Genomic DNA, 19,323 nt, shown 5'->3' with positions numbered 1-19,323 from the left:
GAAAGGATCTGAACCATGGCTAAAGGTGTTCGCGAGAAGATCAAGCTGGTTTCTTCTGCTGGTACTGGTCACTTCTATACCACCACGAAGAACAAGCGTACCAAACCGGAAAAATTGGAATTGAAGAAATTCGATCCGGTTGTACGCCAGCATGTGATTTACAAAGAAGCTAAAATTAAATAATTTTAGTGGACTGCTAAAAAACCCGGCTCAGGCCGGGTTTTTTTATGGGTCACTCTTTCTACTGCCAAATGGTTAAAAACATGCCTGAACTGCCAGAAGTTGAAACCAGCCGCCGGGGTATAGAGCCCTGGGTTGCCGGCCATACTATCGTCAATGCGGTGGTCCGGAACGCACGCTTGCGCTGGCCGGTTGCCAGTGAAGTCATTCGTTTGCGAAATAAAAAGGTGCTGAGCGTACAGCGCCGGGCCAAGTATTTGCTGCTGGAACTGGAGGATGGCTGGATTATTGTCCATCTCGGCATGTCGGGCAGCCTGAGAGTATTGCCGCAGCCGATTCCCGCCCAAAAGCACGACCATGTCGATCTGATCATGAGCAATGGTTGCATTATACGCTATACCGACCCGCGCCGGTTCGGTGCCTGGCTGTGGAGCGATGATCTGGCGACCAGCAGCGTCCTGTCTCACCTTGGTCCCGAACCGCTGAGTGAAGATTTCAACGCAGAATGGCTGTTTGCGCGTTCACGCAATAAACGGACTTTATTAAAACCGTGGCTGATGGATAACAAGCTGGTGGTCGGTGTCGGCAATATCTATGCCAGTGAATCGCTGTTTGTGGCGGGTATTCTTCCTGACCGGCCCGCCGGCTCGCTCACTGAGGCAGAAGCCGCGCTGCTGGCCGAGACTATCAAAGCTGTGCTGCTGCGTTCAATCGAGCAGGGCGGCACTACGCTGCGGGATTTTATGCAGTCCGATGGTAAACCGGGATATTTTGTGCAGGAGCTGCAGGTCTACGGGCGCGGCGGCGAGCCGTGCCGGGTATGCGGAACGCCGATATTGACTGCCAGGCATGGCCAGCGCAGCACCTTCTTCTGCCCGCAGTGCCAGCATTAGACCCTTAGGGGTGAAGACGGGCCTTGACTGCCCGGGCGATAGGCTCGGGTAGGAAGTGATCGATATCGCCGCCGTGCAGCGCGACTTCCTTGACCAGCGAAGAAGAAATAAACGACCACTGTTCGGCCGGCATCAGGAATACGCTCTCCAGTTCAGGCATCAGATGGTGGTTCATTTTAGCCAGTTGCATTTCGTATTCAAAATCCGAGATGGCGCGTAACCCCCGCACCAGGATGTTGGCCTGCTGCTGGCGGGCGAAATTAGCCATTAAATCAGCAAAGCCAACCACGTCGACGTTGGATAAATGCCCTGTCACCTGCGTGGCCAGCGACACTCGCTCCTCGAGTGAGAACAGCGGTTTTTTACTGGGGCTGAAGGCAATGGCCAGCACGACATGGTCGAACATGCTGGCAGCACGAGCGACCAAATCCAGATGTCCATTGGTCAGGGGATCGAACGTTCCGGGATAGATTGCCTTGGTAGTCATCAAAGATGCCTCTTTGCCTGGTAGCGAAAAGCCCATAATGCGGCATATTTAGTGAAAGTATATTGCGCATTGACCATCGCCAGCAACCATCCCTGCCTGCCATCCAGAAAGCCTGCCCGCAGCAGCCAGGTTTTGAGAAATGCGCCCAGGGTGTGACTGATAATCGAAAAGAAGCTGCAGCGCTTACCCTGCTGATGTCTGGCCCTGGCCCAGGCCTCGGCATATTGCAGCTGCTTGCGCTGGAAACTGCACAGGTCCCGGCATGTCAGGTGCAGCATATCGCCCTTGAGCACCTTGACACGCGCACTGCCGGTAGCGAGGGATTCATGCACCTGGTGGTCGCTGTAGCGGTAAGCGTCACGCCGATAAAGCCGAGTGACCCGGTCTGGATACCATCCGCTGTGCCGCATAAAACGTCCCAGAAACAGGTTGCGGCGGGCGAAACTGTAGACGGTATCCGGCAGCGGTTCCCTGATCGCCTGTTCGATGGACCGGCGTAATTCAGGGGTGACGCGCTCGTCGGCATCTATCATCAAGATATAATCCCCTGATGCCAGCTCCTGCGCTCGCTGGCGCTGTATGCCAAACCCTGGCCAGCTGTCGCTGCTGTGCACCTTGGCGCCCTGCTTGCGGGCAATGGGCACTGTCTCATCGGTGCTGCCGGCATCAAGCACGATAATTTCGTCGGCCCACAGTACCGAGTCAAGACATTCGGTCAGCAGTTCCGCTTCATTGTGAGTGATAAGGACAACCGACAGGCGATAAGTCTGTGACATTTACTGGCTCCGGGGGGGCAGGTACGGCTCAAGCAAATGAAGCAAACGCTGCAGAGCGCCCTGGTTCTGATGCAGAACTTCCACGGCATGGCGACCATAGTACAGCCGATAATCTTCGTCGGTCAGCAATGTGGTGACTTCTTTGACCAGCGACGGCACGTCGGTAACGGTGATAAGACCGCCGGCCTCAGAGAGTTTGGCGCAGATATCCTTGAAATTGAATGTGTGGGGTCCCATCAGCACCGGCATGGCATGGGCTGCAGCCTCAAGCGGGTTATGGCCCCCGCGATCCACCAGGCTGCCGCCGACAAAAGCCACATCGGCAATGCCATACAGCAGCATCAGCTCGCCCATACTGTCGCCGATGATCACCTGGGTACTGGAGGAAGGAATTTCGCCTGAACTGCGCAGGATCTGGCTGAACCCCGCTTTTTGCGTCAATTCCCGCGCATTGATGAAGCGTTCAGGATGCCGCGGCACCAGCATCAACAACAGCTCCGGGAACACCGCCAGCAGCTGGCGATGGGCCTGCAGAATCAATGTTTCTTCGCCATCGTGGGTACTGGTGGCGATCCATACCGGCCGGCGAGGGGCCCACTGCCGGCGCAGGGCGAGAGCTCTGGCGGCCAGTTCCGGAGTGATCGAGATATCGAATTTCAGGCTGCCGGTAATCGCCAGTTGATTACGCTTGAGGCCCAGTTCAAGAAAGCGGTCGCCGTCTTCCTGATTCTGTGCGGCGATAAGCGTGATGCGGCGCATGATATTGCCGATAAAGCCGCTGAATTTTTTATAGCCTGCTGCTGAACGTGCTGAAAGCCGGGCGTTGGCCACCACCAGGGGGATCTTGCGCTGATGCAGTGACTTGATAAGATTTGGCCAGAGCTCGGTTTCCATTACGATAACCAGCTTGGGGTTAACTTCATTCAAAAATCGATTCATCGCCCCTGGCAGATCGTAGGGCAGATAGACATGGTGCACGTCTTTGCCGAATGCCGACTGGACGCGTTCTGAACCGGTGGGCGTCATGGTGGTGACGGTTATGGGCAGGAACGGATAGCGATGACGCAAGGCCCGTACCAGAGGAATAGCCGCCAGCGTTTCTCCAACGGAGACCGAGTGCAGCATGATGCCGCCGGCTTTGACTTTACCTCGGCAGAAACCGTAACGTTCAGCCCAGCGCCGGCGGTAGGCAGGGGCTTTACGACTGCGCCACAATAATCGCAACCAGATAAGAGGCTGAATTAAATAGATGATTAAATTATATATCATTATAGTTAGCTATTGTAAGGCACAGCGATTGATGTGCTGAGTTAGTTTTTATCCAAATTATTCAAATCTCACCTTAGGCATCGCCATGCTAACAGATAAGTCATTTTCCCTCATTACATCCGGTGTTTTTATTATGGCAGCAACTGCTGATAAAGCTGGAGCAGTTGCTCGGAAAGATGAGCTGGCGTACAGCCCAGCACGCGTTTACGCGCCAGGTAACCCATCTGTGGATCGCGATGACGCAGCGGAATCTGTGCGCTGAAACTGGCAAGGGATTCAGCATCCAGTGCATCACAAACGAAGCCCTGTCGGCCCTGTTCAATAAATTCCGCCCCTCCGCAGCTCAGGCTGGTAATCACCGGCAGTCCGCAGGCCATCGCCTCCAGGATAACATTGGGAAACGGATCGTAGAGCGTTGGCAATATCAAACCATCCGCAGCATGATAGAAGGCTAACACCTCCTTTTGTACGCCGACGAAACGAATACGCTGCAGGCAACCCAGGCTCTGGGCAAAAGCCCGGTATTTCTGCTGGTGTTTATCCTGTCCTACCACGATCAGATATCGGTCGGTGCTGGCAATGGCGGTAATGGCCTGTTTCAGCCCTTTGCGTTCAAAGCCGGAGCCAACGTAAATCAGCGTACAGGCATCTGCCGGCAGATCCAGTTGTCGGCGCGCTCGCAGTCGGGCAGCTTCATCGGCCGGGTAAAACCGGTTGCAGTCAATGGCATTGTAAATAATAGCGAATTTATCTTCCGGCACCTGATAACAGCGGATGATCTGCTGTTTGACCATCTCTGAATTGCAGATAATTTTCTTCAGTGAGCCGCAGTTGAACATTTCCTTTTCGGCTGCCAGCACATAACGGTGATAGCCGCTAAGGGCTGTCAGTAATCGCTGATAACTCGGAATAATGCGGGCGCGCTGCTCGAGCCAGACCTGATGGACACCGTCGCCTGCCCGGAAAACATCGCAGCCGGCGATGCGTTCATGGCTCTGCACCAGGTCGAACTGCTCACGTTGCCAACACTGGCGTGCGCTATCGGCAAAGCGGCGCTCCCTGGAGACGCGCCCCCACTTGGGCGGATTGCAAAGGTGCACATGCCAGTCAGGATTGGGTTCACCACTCCATTGACGAGTGATGATGTTAAGCTCCAGATTCTGGTTATCCAGCGCCTCAAGCGCTCGGGAGATGAAACGTTCGGCACCCCCATCGGGACGATATTTCTGTCTGACTATCGCCAGGCGGGTTTTTTTCATGTCAGGTAACTCTTGGCAGCCTGTAATACACTTTCAACCGGTATGGCACTCAGGTAGCGCTCATGGGTATTGGTATCAATGGTGTCGGGCCTGGGGAGCGCGGCGAAATCACCCGCCCAGATGACGGTACTGTTTTCATTCCATGGGCGCCAATGCTGCAGTTTGGTAGGCCCGAATAATGCGATACAGGGTGTATCTAGTGCTGCCGCCATATGCATGGGAGCCGAGTCAACGCCGATGAACAATCGGGCATGGTCGATAACCGCCGCCAATTGGGGCAGCGTCAATTCGCCGGCCAGAGACACTGCGTCCGACCCGATGCTGAGCGATTGGATATGGTCAATCATTTGCCGCTCCTTCTTGTCAGGCGCGGCAGTGAGCACAATAGAGAGATTATACTCGCCCAGACCGTCGATCAGCGCAGCCACCTTTGCATCATCCCAGCATTTATAGCGCCAGCGCGAGGTGGGCTGAATGACGATGTACGCGCCGGTGACCCCGGCCGCGGCCAGCTTTTCCCGGCCCACGCGGTCGTCGGACGGTGAGTAATGCATCGAGGTCCGATCATTGTCGATTGCGAGGTTAAGCGGTGCGAGAATAGCGAGGTTTTGCTCAACGGTGTGCAGTTGACCGAAGTTATCTGTCGGCACCAAGTGGGTATGTGCCTGGCGCCATACAGCAGAACGGCGTTTACTGAAGGCATACCCGATACGGCATGGCGCACCGCTGGCCCAGGTAATTATCGCACTGCGCCATTGGTCAGCAAGGTTGATAACGATATCATAACGGCGGCGGCGGATGGCTTTTATCAGTCCCAGTTCCTGCTTTAGGTGGAAAACGAAGCCTTGTTTCTTCCATGCGCGATCAATGGCATGTATTACCGAGATCGCCGGGTGGGCGCGCAGGATAGCTTCGGTTTCCTTGTAAAGCAAAATGTCTATTTCACAATCCGGATAGTGGTGGCGAAGATTATTAATTACCGGAGTGGTTAATAGCATATCGCCATGATGACGAAGTTTAATGATCAGAATTCTTTTCGGAGCTACGGATAAATCGGCATGACGCATTGGCATGGTGGCGCGAACCTGTAAAAAACACATTATGATGATGGCATGAAGAAGAGGCGGAAAATTGCCCGTGATAGAAAAAAGGTAATTTCACAACCGGCCTGTTCAGGCAGTCCATCACTTCAAGATCGAATCCGAATAATCAGACAGCGATTCTAATCTTAAATTCAACGCTTACGCCAGACATAAATCCGACGCAGCCAAAGGAGTAATTGATACCATTGACGAACGCCCCGTGCATTGCGCATCATTCGTTTATGCGTGCCGCTACTGAAAATATCATTGAGCATCATCTGACGAGCTACCGGATCAGGCTCACGTCTGATGGAGTGGCAAATAGATAATGCCTCATGAGTGACCTGGATCCGGAACTCGGGATACATTTTTATTTTCGTACAATAACGTTGATTAATGTTCTCTAGCAGCTGGGCTATGCGGATATAGTGACGCTGGTACTCGACATTTTTGATGCCGGTCCGGGTACGGTTGCTTATCGATTGATCGTGTATATAGTAACGGTACAAGACTTCCTGGGTATAGCGGACACGGGCTGCATTGAACATCAGTTCAGTGGTCCAGGGAATATCCTGATGATGCAGGCCAGGCTCAAAAGACAGGCCGCACTGTTTTATCAAATCATGCCGATATATACCGAGCCATACCACATGCAGATAGCGTTTGGTCGACAGCGCTTTATGCAGCCATGTCGGGCCATCTAGTATCTCAGTGGAAGACAGCCTATCGATAGGTATAAGCGTTTTAATCCGCTGTGATCCCAGAAAATAACGTTCGGCATTGCACTGTGCGACATCAAGATTGTCTTTTTCAGCCATCTCCATTAGCGTTTGGTAGAGCTTTGGATATAGGGTGTCGTCAGCATCAGGGAAGGTGACATATCTGCCCTGTGCTATGGCCATGCCTGCATTGCGCGCGCGGGAAACCCCGCCATTCTGCTGATGGATCACCCTGATATTGTGATAGCTGTCTGCATAATGTTGGGCTCGAATGTCTGACCCGTCAGTAGAGCCATCGTTAACGATGATGATTTCAATTTCTTTCAGCGTCTGATCAAGCAATGACGTCATGAATTTGTCGAACATTTCGCCAGCATTATAGAGAGGAGTAATTACGCTGAGCTTTACATCCGGACTAGGGGGATTCTGATGAGTCATGATCGGTTTATTCCGGCTTCAGCCTGCTTTTGTTCAGATATGTTAAAAAATACGATGGGCATAACGTTAATCCGGCAATGTTTCCGCGCGCGATTTAGGCACATCGACCAATCGTAACATCATCAAAAAGCCTAAAACAAGAATCATTAAATAGGGCGATTCACGATTATAAAATTGGCAGTCTCCCTGACTGAAGAAAACGACCGGCAGTGACAGAAGTAGAAATGCCTGGCTGCCGGGGAACATTTTAAACGGCCAAAGCAATAGAGCGATAAAAAAGGCCAGCATGATAATACCGCCAAAAATACCCTGTAGAGATAATGTATCCAGCAGGTCGTTATGAGTATGAAACTGGATGTTATTCAACGCTTCCTGGTTACTGTTTTCATGTTGCACGATATAGCGGGTTGCCAGCGCATTGCGACTGTCAACCGATTGTCCCAATGGATGGTGTTTGAAACTGTACCACGCCGATTTCCACAGGCTTAGGCGTGCGCCCACTGAGGAATTATTCTGGCCCTGGGTGTACAGCGTTACTTCCTGCTGTATCGCATCCATCCTTTCCAGGGCCGGATTATAATAAGGCTTGGCCAAGAAAAGAGCAAAAGCAACTGTAGTCAAAATGATCGCGGCAAACAGTTTTTTATGCGCTTTTTTACCGTAAAATAGATCATGAACCAGACAGAAAATAATGAACAAACCATAAAATAACAGTGCAGAGCGGGTCTCCGTTGCCAGCAGATTGATAACCGATAGTATCAGTGCAGCCAGGCAAAGTGGTCGATATAACTTCGGAGTAAAACGGCGCAGGCAGTATATCGTCAGCATCGAGAACAACACAAACATATAGGCGCCTGAGGTGGCGGCATCGCTGTTGACTTTAACGCGTTCCCCGGTCTTGAGATAAAGCACGGCATTAGTGACTGATATCATTATCAGCAGGACAAAAAGGATATAGCTGGCGATCGATGCCGCTTTAAAGCTGATACGCCACTGGCTAAGATTACGCTGGATACAATAGAGGACAAAATAGCCCAGTACCATGCGTTTGCCGCTGATTTGATAATGGTGAGCCACCAGTGGGAATTCAGGGCTGCTGGTCAGCAGCAGCCAAACCAGTTTGCTGGCACCGAGAAGAAAAACCAGCGTCGGCAGCAGATACAGATGCATTTTCTTATCGATCTTGAACACCCAATAGCAAAAATAAATGATGCTGATATAGGTGAGGATATAAAACGCGTTACGACTTACTTCGCCTGAATAGAGAAAAAAAGCAATGGATATACTTGAAAAAAACATATAAATCAAAGGGATGAGTTTGTCTATCCCGCTCAGACGGGACGAATTTGACCAACAAATCATTTTGCGGCACCGGCGTGGAAAAATTTATTTTTTATATATTTCATCAACCAGAGCAGGCTGTAGGAATAACGTTTTTGAAACCATAATACATAAGCATATCGCTTCATCTCTTTATGCCTTACCGGCGTATCCAATGGCTGTGTTTGCCATGGGGTTCGCTGATAGTATGAATAATACAGATCGGCCAGCGGGCTTGATGCCCACAGATGCCACGGCTTGCATTTACCGGTAAAATGGATCAGGACAGTATCTTCAGGTATATCAGGGCGGTAGTTAACTTTTTTGGCAATGATATCGTAGATAAAGTTGTATTTTTTCGGCAGTAGTCTGACTTCATTTTCCAGCACCAGGTTCAGTACATCCTGATCCGGGAAACGGAAGCTGTCCCCTTTGGCTTCGAGGGTTGAGATCAATCGCTCAGTGGTGTTTCTTTCAAGCCATTGCGGGATATTGATATAGAGAAAGCCAGAATTAAAATAATTACCGCTGGCAAGGTTCAGCTCCGAGCAAAGACGATTTCTTGCATGCTTGTTATCGTTTACAGCGCAAATCGTTTTATCGTCAAATGCCAGGGCCAGTAGGGGTTCTATACTGCCGACACACAGAATATCTGCATCCAGATAAATAAACCGCGAAGTCATTTCCCTGAGCAGCAAGGGCATAAACAACCGATAATAGATCGTTTTAGCGTAGCGTCCGGTGCTGGGCATCCGATCAAAATAGCTGCTGTTATAAATGTGAAAACTCAGCGCGATGGAACGACGTGCGGTTAATGTGAGCAATTTTTTACGGTTGCTGTCATTAAGACCGGTGGTGAATAAATGGATATGGAACGAGATGCCGGGGTTATTTTCCAGTAGCGAGAATAGCGTAATACCCATGCCGCGTGCATAGGTGTTATCGATGCCGAATGCGATATGGCAAACATGTTCAGGTGCAACCTGTAACGTATCCACTACCGTTTCATGGCGCTCAATCATGTGGGTCAAATGCTTACTATCCATTGCTCACCGCCCTGTTACTAAGTTTAGTAACAAAATCGGAAATATTTTCGAAATCGTCAGTGGATAACGAAAAGAGTTCTTCAGGGGTGTGTTCGAATCGATACGGGGCTGAAAATACGAATGATGACGGTGCTATGCTTTGGGGGCGAATAATCAGCGCTTCGCCAAGCGGGCGTTGCTCTTCCATGCAGCAGGGGCCGGCAAAGCATACGACAGGGACCTGCTGGGCGTTGGCAATATAAATATTGCCGGAGTCCGATGCCATGTAGCAATCCATCCGCGAAATGGCATAGGGCACTTCTTCAAGTGCTAGCTTACCAATCAGGCTGGTGATTCTGTGGTTGTCTGCCATATGCTGCAACAGAGCGTCCAGGTAGGGTTGTTCGTTCTTGGGACCGAAGACGTAAAAAACGCATGGCAACGAGTCCAGCCGACTGATGATGTGCGCCCATATCGCCGCTGGCACTGTCTTGGCTTTATTACCGGCTGATATGCTGATGCCAATCTTGAGTTTATCCGATGCGGGGATCAATGCGTCTACTCGCTCAGCCTTCCACAACGGTGAAGTGGCGTGCTTAGGTTCACTGTCCCGGGTTAGCCGCCTGTCGGCCAGTTTGAGATAATCTTCAAGCGATAATGTGTCACGGCGATGATCGATGCGGCCTGAGGCGGTAAGATAAAAAATACCCTGGTACCATTTGCGGGTATAAACGCTGAGGAACTGCTTGTTTTCTGCATTACAGATCGCAGCAAAAAACAGGTTGGTGCTGTTTGGATGCAGCAGATAGACATTGCTGTAGCGGTTCAACAGTTTAAACGCCAGCCGAATTTTTTTCAGCAGCCCGGATTTATGCTGTTCAATGTAAAAAATATCATCGATGGTATCATCCCGGGTCGCCAGTGCTTTTAACGAAGCGCTTATCAACACATCCGATGTTTTCAGGTGTCTCAATAGCGGCGTGATATTGATAAAATCGCCGATCTTGGCCGTTTGTATCACCAGATTCCTGCCGGTGGGTTTATGAAAACACTTCATCAACCCTTTTAGCGGCAGTAAAAAAATAAACAAAATCACATAGCTCATCAGAAGGAAAGTCCGATCGCTCAGCGCGACAACAGGGGGCCAAGTTCTTGGTAAACACGTGATGCCGACAGGTTATCCATCTTTTTATTGTCCGCCTGCACAACATGCTGGTTCCGGCCATAACCGCCGATTAAGCCGGGGTCAGTGGGGCCATACAGCGTGACATTGGGTCGGTCCAGTGCAGCCGTCAGATGACTGAGGCCGGTATCCACCGAAACCACTGCTTGTGCCCCGGCCAGCACTGATGCCACTTCACTTAGCTTAAGCCTGGGCAGTACCTCGGCAAAAGGGTAATTTTCTGAAATTCGGCAGGCGCGCTGATACTCATGCGGGGAACCCCAGAGAAGCTTGACCCCTAAGCCGGTAGCAGCCAGTAATCCTAGCAGTTCTTGCCAGTGTGTTTCAGGCCAGTGCTTCTCGTCGCGGGTGGTCGAGTGCAGCAATACCAGATAAGGTGGCTCAGTGTCCACAGCGGCCTGGCCGGTAAAGTGCTGGGCAATCGCATAGTCGCCTTTGGACGGCGGCAGCGAATAGCCAAGGCTTTGCGCAAACAATTGACGGATGCGTTCAACGGCATGCTGCTGCTTGCCGATTTCATGGCGTTGATTATAGAACCAACTGGCAAAAGGTTCCCGGGCGCTTTTACAATCGAGGCCGTGTTTGGTGCCTTTAGCAGCCCGGGTTACCAGCGCGGCACTTTTAATCAGCCCCTGGGCATCGATAACGGCATCATAGCGGCGTAGCTGCAGGTCACGCTTGAAGTCGCAACGTTCTTGACGGACCGTGCTGCCAAACCAGTTTTTACGCCAGCGGCGAATCGCGACCGGTATGACTCTGTCGACCGCGCGGTGCCAGGAAGGTATCTCAGCGAAATTTTCTTCTACCACCCAATCAAAAAGAACACCCGGCAGCGCATGCATAGCATCCGTCAACGCCGGCAGCGTATGCAGGACATCCCCCATCGACGATGTTTTGACGATTAAAACCTGCATCAGTTATCCTTTAATCCGGCTAGCATGCTATCCAGTTCGTTGATGACTTGCGCAGGCTGAATATCTATCAGGCTCTGGTGATATCCTTGGGCCGCATCCCCTTTACGGATCTTGTGATAGCCGGTAATCAATCTGATGACTTTGGCCTGATGGGATAGCGGTGGGGTGAAATCGGGGCTGCTGGGCCCATAAAGCGCCACTAACGGTCGCCCAAGGGCGGCGGCGATATGCATCAGGCCCGAGTCATTGCTGACCACGGCGGCACAGGCGGCTAACAGTACGACAGCCTGTTCGAGCGCGGTCTGGCCTGCGAGGTTATGGCAGAACTGTTTTTCGTCGGACGTTAACTGTGACTGGATCTCCTCACCGGTAGGATGATCCTTGGCCGATCCGAACAATAACACCTGATAACCACGATCAATCAGCATTTTAGCCAGGTCGGCATAGTGATAATGCGGCCAGCGTTTGGCCGGGCCGAATTCCGCGCCCGGACAAAACCCGATAAGCGGCCGCTGGGGCTGCAGATTGAACGCCTGCTGGGTGGCGGGGATTTCATCGGCTGACACTTCAAGCCTTGGCCACGGCAGCGGCTCAGGCAGGTCGGCGGCAGATTTTATCGCCGTGCCGGGATAGGCAAGAGCGGCATAACGCTGCACCATCAGCGGAAAAGCCGCTTTATCCAGAACCCGCAGATCGTTAAGCAGCCCATAACGCATTTCACCACGCCAGCCGGTACGCAGAGGGATACCGGCAAAAAAGGGAATGAGTGCTGATTTGAAGGAATTGGGCAGCACCAGCGCCTGCTGGTAGCCAGTATCCTTAAGCGACTGACCGAGGCTGCGCCGCTGGCCCAGCGCCAGTGCGCCGTGGCCTAACGGCATTGACAGTGGCCGATTGACCTCGGGCATCCGATTCAGCAGTGGTCGGCACCAGGCAGGGGCCATAACATCGATTTGCGCATTGGGGTGCCTTTGCTTGACGGCGCGATACAGGCTTTGCGACATCATCATATCGCCTACCCACGATGGCCCTATCACCAGTATTTTCATGCCGCCGAGTCCTTTCATCACCCAGCCTTAACGCGGGGTGTTAAGCCAGGTCAGGTAGGCAGATACGCCTTCCGCTACCGTTTTAAACGGCTTGTCATAACCGGCGGCGCGCAGTTGAGTCATATCCGCCTGGGTATAAGCCTGGTAGCGACCCTTCAGCTTCTCTGGGAATTCGATATATTCCACCTGGCCTTTTTTGTGGTAATCCAGCACCGCGTCAGCGACAGCCTGGAAAGATTCCGCCCGGCCGGTTCCGCAGTTGAAAATGCCGGAAACGTTGTTTTTCCAGAACCACACGTTTACATCGGCGACATCTTCCACGTACACGAAGTCTCTTTTAAAGCCTTCGCTGCCGGAAAACAGCTTGGGATTCTCACCTTGATTGATCTGGTTATTCAAATGAAAGGCAACGCTCGCCATGCTGCCTTTATGTCCTTCACGGGGACCATAGACATTGAAGTAGCGAAAGCCGCAGATTTGTGACTCGGCCTGGGGCAGCAGGGTACGTACGTAATGATCGAACAGGAATTTCGAATAGCCATATACGTTAAGCGGCTGCTCGTATTGACGGTCTTCGATAAAATTCTCTGTACGTCCGCCATAGGTTGCGGCTGAAGATGCGTACAGGAAAGGAATTGAACGCTCAAGGCAAAAATGCAGCAATTCCTTTGAATACTGATAGTTGTTATCCATCATGTATTTCCCGTCCCACTCGGTGGTAGAGGAGCAGGCACCTTCATGGAATACTGCGTCGATATCGCCGAAGTCATCGCCAGCGACAACGCTGGCGATAAAATCCTCTTTATCCATATAGTCTGCGATATTCAAATCCACCAGATTGGCATATTTGGTGCCATCCTTCAGATTGTCTACCACCAAAATATCACGGTACCCTATATTATTCAGAGATTTGACGATATTACTGCCGATAAAACCGGCGCCACCGGTGACCACTATCATGGGCTGCCCTTAAGATCGTGATGAAGCTGGCACTGCGCCGGCCCCTCTATGGCTCTATCATAGCATTTACTCTGTAGCCTTAGTATCCATGGGATGAATATCCGCAGCAGGGAAATGAGAAAAAAAACAGTGACCGAGTATAAAATGTCACTGTGAAAGCTTTTCTTTATCAGTTAGATACCGTACCTTGCGCGTATAGTCCTGCGCTTTGAATAGCAGGGGCGCGCGGGGCGACGCGAGATATTTTTGCCATTCTGATAACGGGAAGCCGCCATGAGCGCCGACTACCTGTGAGGGAATGACCGCCGGATGACCGCCGATTTTTTTTGAAACCGGCCAGTTCATCCAGTCACCCAGATTAACGGTCCTGATATCCAGGGTATCAAGCATGGCACCGAGCGGTAATTGATCCGTGGGCGGCTGATCGTCGGCCATCTGCGACCAGGTATCGATAAAAAATGCAATCCATACCGGACACATGAGTTGCCAAGTCTTGCGGGTCGCCGCCAGGAATGCGCCATTGACGTGATCAACCAACTGAGGCCTGACAGCGTCCCGATAATAGGCTGGGATACGACTTTTTGGCACGCCATCCAGTTTATTGATCATTTTACCCTGCCTGAAACTGGCGTAAATGTGATTATCCCGCAGACATATTTCCGGCATCTGCAGCAAATTCAAATCTGAATCTATCATCAGTATACCGTCGGTAAGCGCCTGAAGCGGGGCCTGCATCTTGATAAGCCGGCTGCGGTATATCTGTTTGTATTGATAAGGTTCTTCCCGCGTATCTACCCGTAGTGTCACCACGCGGGTTTTCGGCGGCAGGGAGGGGAATTTATTCGGCCCTTGATCGGTAACGATGACGATTTCCTGGATCGCGGGCGCAAACCGTGCGGCAAAAGTTGCACTGAGCAGTGCTTCTTCACAGTAGTCCTCGCCGGTACAGGGTATAACTACCGATGTCACTGCATTACCGCCGTCCGTAATGGCGTGCTGATGGTGATAAGGAATATTATGTCGGGAAGTAATATAACGATATTTGGAACTCAGGAATTCAAACATGGGAGCCTCTATGCGCGCTTTATGCTGCCGAGCACGGCTTCGACACCTGCGACATATTTATCAATGGTGAAATGCGTCCTGACCATCTCATTGGCGTTGCGTGCCAAGACCAGGCGATAGTTTTTGTCGAGGTAAAGCCGCTCAAAATGTCTGAACAGCAGTTGCGTATCGCCATAGGGAAACAACAAGCCGGTCTCTTCGTGATGGATAAGCTCAGCAGTGCCAATGACATTGGAACCTATTACCGGCGTGTTGAGCAGCATGGCCTCAAGTACCACTCGCGGCAAGCCTTCACTGCTGGAAGCCAGAATGAATGCATCAAAGGCGGCAAGGTATTCCATGGCATTGCTTTTAAATCCGGTAAATATGACGTTATCCAGAATTCGATAATTTGCCGCCATTTTTACCAGCGCCTGATGTTCCGGTCCGGCACCGACCATCACCATCTTCCAGCGGGCCGCAGGATACGCATAATTAAACAAATGCAGCGCCTGCAGAATGTGATGATGGGATTTACGAAGAATAAGCGAACCGATGCTGCCAAATACAAAGGTGTCTTCATCCGCGGTGAATGACTGCCGCAACTGGCGGCCATCGGGCAACGGTTGATGGACATCTATTCCATTGAATACCGTATGGCAAATCCTTGGATTAACCCCATGCTGAACCAGCTTTTTCTGCACGCCGTCAGACACTGAGATTATCGCGTGGCATAAATCATTAACCATAGAAACGATCTGGTCATTCATCAATGGTTCGATGCGGCAATGCTGAATTACGGTAGTTGGCAGGCCTACGGTAGAATAATAACCCTCAAAATTGGAGCTGGGTTGATTATTCATGTACAGGATGTCATATTGCCCCATTTCTAGCAGGGAATTAATTTTCTGAATATTAGGATTGATGCGCCAGATCTTATCGATGGCAAAGATGCATTTTAAGCGGATTTTTTTGTTGAAGAATAATAGGGTACGCAGGGCTTCTTTGGCTAACTTTGCCCACGCTGGCTGACGAGCCTGAGGAATAAAGAATATAGGGATATCAAGTGCAGCTAATGCCTCACTGATAGACTCATTCTTATCTCTTACATAATTATTGTAGAAACAGCAGCTGATATCAAACGTATTGCGATCTATCCGCTTGAGGAGTTCCAACATACTGTTGGTACCGCCGCCCCATTCCTTGCCACTGTCTAACAGAAGTATTTTCAACCGGCTTTGTGGCATCGTCATCCGTTCCAGACTTTGTATTGTCGATATCATTTTAATTTATATTAGCATGAATGAATTACCTACACTATTTAGTTGATATGTGAACAAACCGCCCCCGCCTGAAGGCCGGGAACGGGCTGATTAGAATTGCATCCGAGCTCTCTCACCCTATTTTGGCGTAGCCGGTTCCTGTTGCGGCAGTGTGCGGCGGCTTGAAAGGATATCTGACATTGATGCCACTATGCTGGTCGAAAGCACTTTGAACATGGCGTCTGCATAGACTGGCGATGGACGGTGTCGGAAAGCGCACAGGCCGATGCCATGGAACGGATTACGTGGTTTGACCGGGGCAGGTGCGGGCACCGATGGCCGTGGATGGGATCCTGAGGAAACCGGTTCATCAAGCAGCATGCTTGGGCGCACCAGCTCAATATCGGCTGGCAAGGCCGGCAACATCTGTTGCAGAACCCGGACGGTCGCCGGGTGTGGGTGGCCTATGGCGATAGCGTGGCCTTTCCGGCGTGCCAATTCAACCGCGCGGGTAAACTGTTTGCGTATCTCCGCTTCATTCTGGCTATCATCCAGGAAGACGTTACGTTTGATAACCTTGACGCCGGTGCCGGCTGCTGCCGCCTGAGACTGGCTGCCGGCAATGGTCATGCTATCAAGGAAATAGAACTGATAATGACTGAGGACCTGCATGACGTTCTGCATACCGCTCAAGCTTGATGTCATCGCGCTGCCCATGTGATTGTTGAGGCCTGACGCATAAGGCACCTTGCCAACCGCTTCAGCGACGATGCGCGAGACTTCCTCTCGGCTCATGGCGGGGTGGAGAGTGTTACGCTCAAGAGGTTGTTTGCTCAGGGGGGCCATCGGCAGATGTATCAGCACTTCCCGCCCCTGCTGATGGGCGGCGACCGCCATTTCCCGGGCATGGGGCGCATCAGGCAGCACGGCAATCGAAATATTCTTCGGCATCGCCAGGATCTTTTTCTCGTTAGCCGGGCGATAGCCAAAATCGTCGATGACGATGGACAATTTGCCGGCCTGGGCAGCGCCACAGGCCAAGGTCAGCGCTGAAAAAACGATGATCAACCGTTTGAATCTTGACAAACTATCTTCCTAACCATGGTAATGGATTTACCGCCTGACCCTGGCGCCGGATTTCAAAATAGAGCGAAGGGGTGCCCTGGCCGCCGCTGGTGCCTATCAGCGCCACCGGTTGGCCGGCCTTAACTTGCGCTCCCACGCTTACCAGTGCGCTCTGGTTATAGCCATAAAGGCTCATATCGCCTTTACCGTGCTCTATGACTACCACCAGCCCATATCCCTGCAGCCAATCGGCCATTAACACCCGACCATCTGCGATGGCCCGGACTTCACTGCCTTCTGACGCGCCGATGACCACGCCTTTCCAACGTAGCTCGCCCTGCAGCGTCTCACCGAAGCGGTGCAGGGTACGGCCCCTGGCGGGCCAGGTATATTGCCCTGCCGGCCTGCCAAGGCCGCCGGTGCGTGAGATAAGCGCTCGTTCGCTTTCTGTGGGCTTGTAGCTGCTGCCTTTGCGCTTGGCCTGCTGCTCGCGTTCACGGACCCGCCTGGCTTCGCGCTCCTCACGTTCCGCCCGGGCTTTGGCCTCGCGCTCCGCCCGGGCGATATTATCGCGCAAACGGCTTTCGTTGGCGCGTAACTCGCTGAGGCTTTGCTGATTTTGCTCGATAGAGGATTCCAGGCTGGTCAGTGTTTTCTGGCGGGCGATGCGCGCATTTTCCAATTCTTTCTGCTGGGTGCGCTGCTGAGCAAGCAATGTCGTTTGCTGCTGTTGCTTGCTTTGCTGCTGCTGTTTTTGCGTTTCGAGCGTCTGACGGGTTTGGCGCAGTGCCTCAATGGATTTTTCCCGGGCTGCATTCAGATAGCTGTAATAAGACAGAATGCGCTCGCTCCGCTGGCTCTCTTCACCGCTGAGGATCAACTGTACGCCTGAATGGCGCCCCTGGCGGAAGGCGCTGTCTAGCTGGCCCGCCAGCAGTTTCTGCTGGGCAGCCGATTGCTGTTCAAGCCGTTTTATTGACCCTGTGAGCCGTTCTATATCTTGGGCTAACGTCTGAAGAGTGCCCTGGGTTTCATGCAGGCTGCGGCTGGCCTGGGATATCGACTGCTCTTGCTGTTTAAGCTGTGCAAGCAACGATCCACGTTGCTTCTTTTGTTGCTGCACGTTTTTTTCTTTATCGGCAATGCTTTGCTGCAGCGTTTTCAACTGTTCCTTGTTGTCCGCCGCGTAGCTGCAACCAGGCGCCAGCATGACGCCAGCACAAAGAACGCTGATCACAATGGCGTGCTTCAGCGCGACGGGCCACATCGGGTTGCCGTCTCGGCGCTGGTTCGCTATGCGTAATGCTGCTTTTTCCCTCATGAGCAGGATTATTTCACGTTGAACAGCGGCTTACCAGTCATCTCTTGCAAGACGTCCTCAGCCGGTCCCCGATGCTGATACTGCAGAATAATACGCTATGAGGCGATGGAGCTCGGTAAAAGGGGTTTTTGCCGGCCGAAGTGATGCGGCCGACGCCCTCGGAGCTGAAAACCCATGCAGCTTTGCCGATCAAACTCCTGTTTTTTTTAGCGACATGGCCCTCATTGCCGTGAGTTTCTTATTGCCGGGTATGTATATTGGCTGAATTTGCTGTAATGCAAGGGTATACTTAAATGCTTCAATGCATGGCTTATAACTGCGGCATATCACTAACGGGAGTCTTTTTACCCAATGCAAGACATTATGAAATTCGTCAGCGATCACCCCATGCTGAGCCTGGCGTGGGTGGCTTTACTGATCGCCGTCATCTTTATGACATTCAAGAGCCGTTTTTCAAAGGTAGGGGAAGTGACCCGCGGGGAAGCTATCCGACTGATTAACAAGGAAGACGCAGTAATCGTTGATCTGCGTGGCCGGGATGATTACCGTAAAGGCCATATCGCCAATTCCCATAATATGCTGTCTGCGGATATCAAAAACGGGAATATTGGCGAGCTCGACAAATCCAAGACGAAGCCGGTCATTGTCGCCTGTTCGACGGGGACCACTTCACGCGACGCCGCCGAAAACCTTTTCAAAGCAGGTTTCGAGCGTGTTTATGTCCTGAAAGACGGCATAAGCGGCTGGAGCGGCGAGAATCTTCCGCTGGTACGCGGCAAATAATCGATTACCTTCTTCGAGGGGGAACCATGGCAAATATAGAAGTCTACACCAAAGCAACCTGCCCATATTGCCACCGAGCCAAAGCGCTGCTCGCCCGCAAGAACGTCCGTTACCAGGAATTACCTATTGACGGGGATGCGGATAAACGGGAAGAAATGATCATTCGCAGCGGCCGGAATACGGTTCCACAAATTTTTATCGACGGGCAGCACGTTGGCGGCTGCGATGACCTACACGCCCTTGATGCACGCGGTGGACTTGACCCCCTGCTCAAGTAGGCCGGGTCCTCCATTG

At 51.9% G+C, this 19,323-nt stretch carries 20 protein-coding genes; 4 read left to right on the top strand and 16 right to left on the bottom strand.

Going from position 1 to position 19,323, the window contains the following annotated elements; all coding sequences use genetic code 11:
- The first annotated feature begins 15 nt into the window (after positions 1–15).
- Both rpmG and mutM read left to right on the top strand, forming a co-directional pair.
- On the top strand, positions 16–183 hold the full coding sequence (rpmG, locus tag EDC52_RS16085; RefSeq protein ID WP_004392084.1) for a 50S ribosomal protein L33: 168 nt from the start codon (positions 16–18) through the stop codon (positions 181–183).
- Between the two features lie 80 nt (positions 184–263).
- Positions 264–1,073, top strand: coding sequence for a bifunctional DNA-formamidopyrimidine glycosylase/DNA-(apurinic or apyrimidinic site) lyase (mutM, locus tag EDC52_RS16080; protein WP_131866698.1), 810 nt, complete (start codon positions 264–266; stop codon positions 1,071–1,073).
- Positions 1,074–1,077: 4 nt separating this feature from the next.
- On the opposite strand, the gene coaD is transcribed toward mutM, so the two are convergent.
- The 16 genes from coaD to envC form a co-directional block, all read right to left on the bottom strand.
- Positions 1,078–1,560, bottom strand: a complete 483-nt coding sequence (gene coaD / locus EDC52_RS16075; RefSeq protein ID WP_131866696.1) for a pantetheine-phosphate adenylyltransferase — start codon at positions 1,558–1,560, stop codon at positions 1,078–1,080.
- Positions 1,560–2,336, bottom strand: a complete 777-nt coding sequence (locus tag EDC52_RS16070) for a glycosyltransferase family 2 protein (RefSeq protein ID WP_131866694.1) — start codon at positions 2,334–2,336, stop codon at positions 1,560–1,562. The genes coaD and EDC52_RS16070 overlap by 1 nt, the downstream gene beginning before the upstream one ends.
- On the bottom strand, positions 2,337–3,605 hold the full coding sequence (waaA, locus tag EDC52_RS16065) for a lipid IV(A) 3-deoxy-D-manno-octulosonic acid transferase (protein WP_131866692.1): 1,269 nt from the start codon (positions 3,603–3,605) through the stop codon (positions 2,337–2,339). It lies immediately after the preceding gene.
- Between the two features lie 131 nt (positions 3,606–3,736).
- Positions 3,737–4,864 carry a glycosyltransferase family 4 protein gene (locus EDC52_RS16060; RefSeq protein WP_131866691.1) on the bottom strand — a complete coding sequence of 376 codons (1,128 nt, stop codon included), beginning with the start codon at positions 4,862–4,864 and terminating at the stop codon, positions 3,737–3,739.
- Entirely contained in the window at positions 4,861–5,937 is a 1,077-nt protein-coding gene (rfaQ, locus tag EDC52_RS16055) for a putative lipopolysaccharide heptosyltransferase III (protein ID WP_407924225.1), read from the bottom strand. The genes EDC52_RS16060 and rfaQ overlap by 4 nt, the downstream gene beginning before the upstream one ends.
- Before the next feature lie 161 nt (positions 5,938–6,098).
- Complete coding sequence (locus tag EDC52_RS16050) at positions 6,099–7,103, bottom strand: glycosyltransferase (protein WP_131866689.1); 1,005 nt, start codon at positions 7,101–7,103, stop codon at positions 6,099–6,101.
- Between the two features lie 66 nt (positions 7,104–7,169).
- Positions 7,170–8,402, bottom strand: coding sequence for an O-antigen ligase family protein (locus tag EDC52_RS16045; RefSeq protein WP_165911738.1), 1,233 nt, complete (start codon positions 8,400–8,402; stop codon positions 7,170–7,172).
- Between the two features lie 59 nt (positions 8,403–8,461).
- Complete coding sequence (locus tag EDC52_RS16040; protein WP_131866685.1) at positions 8,462–9,469, bottom strand: glycosyltransferase family 8 protein; 1,008 nt, start codon at positions 9,467–9,469, stop codon at positions 8,462–8,464.
- Positions 9,462–10,553, bottom strand: coding sequence for a glycosyltransferase family 9 protein (locus tag EDC52_RS16035; RefSeq protein WP_131866683.1), 1,092 nt, complete (start codon positions 10,551–10,553; stop codon positions 9,462–9,464). Before EDC52_RS16035 ends, EDC52_RS16040 begins: the two co-directional genes overlap by 8 nt.
- A gap of 20 nt (positions 10,554–10,573) precedes the next feature.
- Positions 10,574–11,545: a lipopolysaccharide heptosyltransferase RfaC gene (gene rfaC, locus EDC52_RS16030; protein ID WP_131866681.1), complete on the bottom strand. Its 972-nt coding sequence runs from the start codon at positions 11,543–11,545 to the stop codon at positions 10,574–10,576.
- Positions 11,545–12,594, bottom strand: a complete 1,050-nt coding sequence (gene rfaF, locus EDC52_RS16025) for an ADP-heptose--LPS heptosyltransferase RfaF (RefSeq protein ID WP_131866809.1) — start codon at positions 12,592–12,594, stop codon at positions 11,545–11,547. Before rfaF ends, rfaC begins: the two co-directional genes overlap by 1 nt.
- A 27-nt stretch (positions 12,595–12,621) precedes the next feature.
- Positions 12,622–13,554, bottom strand: coding sequence for an ADP-glyceromanno-heptose 6-epimerase (gene rfaD / locus EDC52_RS16020; RefSeq protein WP_131866679.1), 933 nt, complete (start codon positions 13,552–13,554; stop codon positions 12,622–12,624).
- Between the two features lie 147 nt (positions 13,555–13,701).
- On the bottom strand, positions 13,702–14,619 hold the full coding sequence (locus tag EDC52_RS16015; protein WP_131866677.1) for a hypothetical protein: 918 nt from the start codon (positions 14,617–14,619) through the stop codon (positions 13,702–13,704).
- 8 nt (positions 14,620–14,627) lie between these two features.
- On the bottom strand, positions 14,628–15,845 hold the full coding sequence (locus EDC52_RS16010) for a glycosyltransferase (RefSeq protein ID WP_131866807.1): 1,218 nt from the start codon (positions 15,843–15,845) through the stop codon (positions 14,628–14,630).
- A 153-nt stretch (positions 15,846–15,998) separates the two neighbouring features.
- On the bottom strand, positions 15,999–16,946 hold the full coding sequence (locus EDC52_RS16005; protein ID WP_131866675.1) for a divergent polysaccharide deacetylase family protein: 948 nt from the start codon (positions 16,944–16,946) through the stop codon (positions 15,999–16,001).
- Position 16,947: 1 nt separating this feature from the next.
- Positions 16,948–18,246 carry a murein hydrolase activator EnvC gene (gene envC / locus EDC52_RS16000; protein WP_131866673.1) on the bottom strand — a complete coding sequence of 433 codons (1,299 nt, stop codon included), beginning with the start codon at positions 18,244–18,246 and terminating at the stop codon, positions 16,948–16,950.
- Between the two features lie 351 nt (positions 18,247–18,597).
- Between envC and EDC52_RS15995 the strand changes: the two genes are divergently transcribed.
- On the top strand, positions 18,598–19,029 hold the full coding sequence (locus EDC52_RS15995) for a rhodanese-like domain-containing protein (protein WP_131866671.1): 432 nt from the start codon (positions 18,598–18,600) through the stop codon (positions 19,027–19,029).
- Positions 19,030–19,055: 26 nt separating this feature from the next.
- A complete protein-coding gene (grxC, locus tag EDC52_RS15990) occupies positions 19,056–19,307 on the top strand; it encodes a glutaredoxin 3 (protein WP_131866669.1) in 252 nt (83 codons plus the stop codon).
- The last annotated feature ends 16 nt before the right edge of the window (positions 19,308–19,323 follow it).

The sequence above is a fragment of the Biostraticola tofi genome (assembly GCF_004343195.1).
Taxonomy (GTDB): domain Bacteria; phylum Pseudomonadota; class Gammaproteobacteria; order Enterobacterales; family Enterobacteriaceae; genus Biostraticola; species Biostraticola tofi.
The sequence above is the reverse complement of the archived record's forward strand: the minus strand, read 5'-3'. Positions and strand labels throughout refer to the sequence as shown.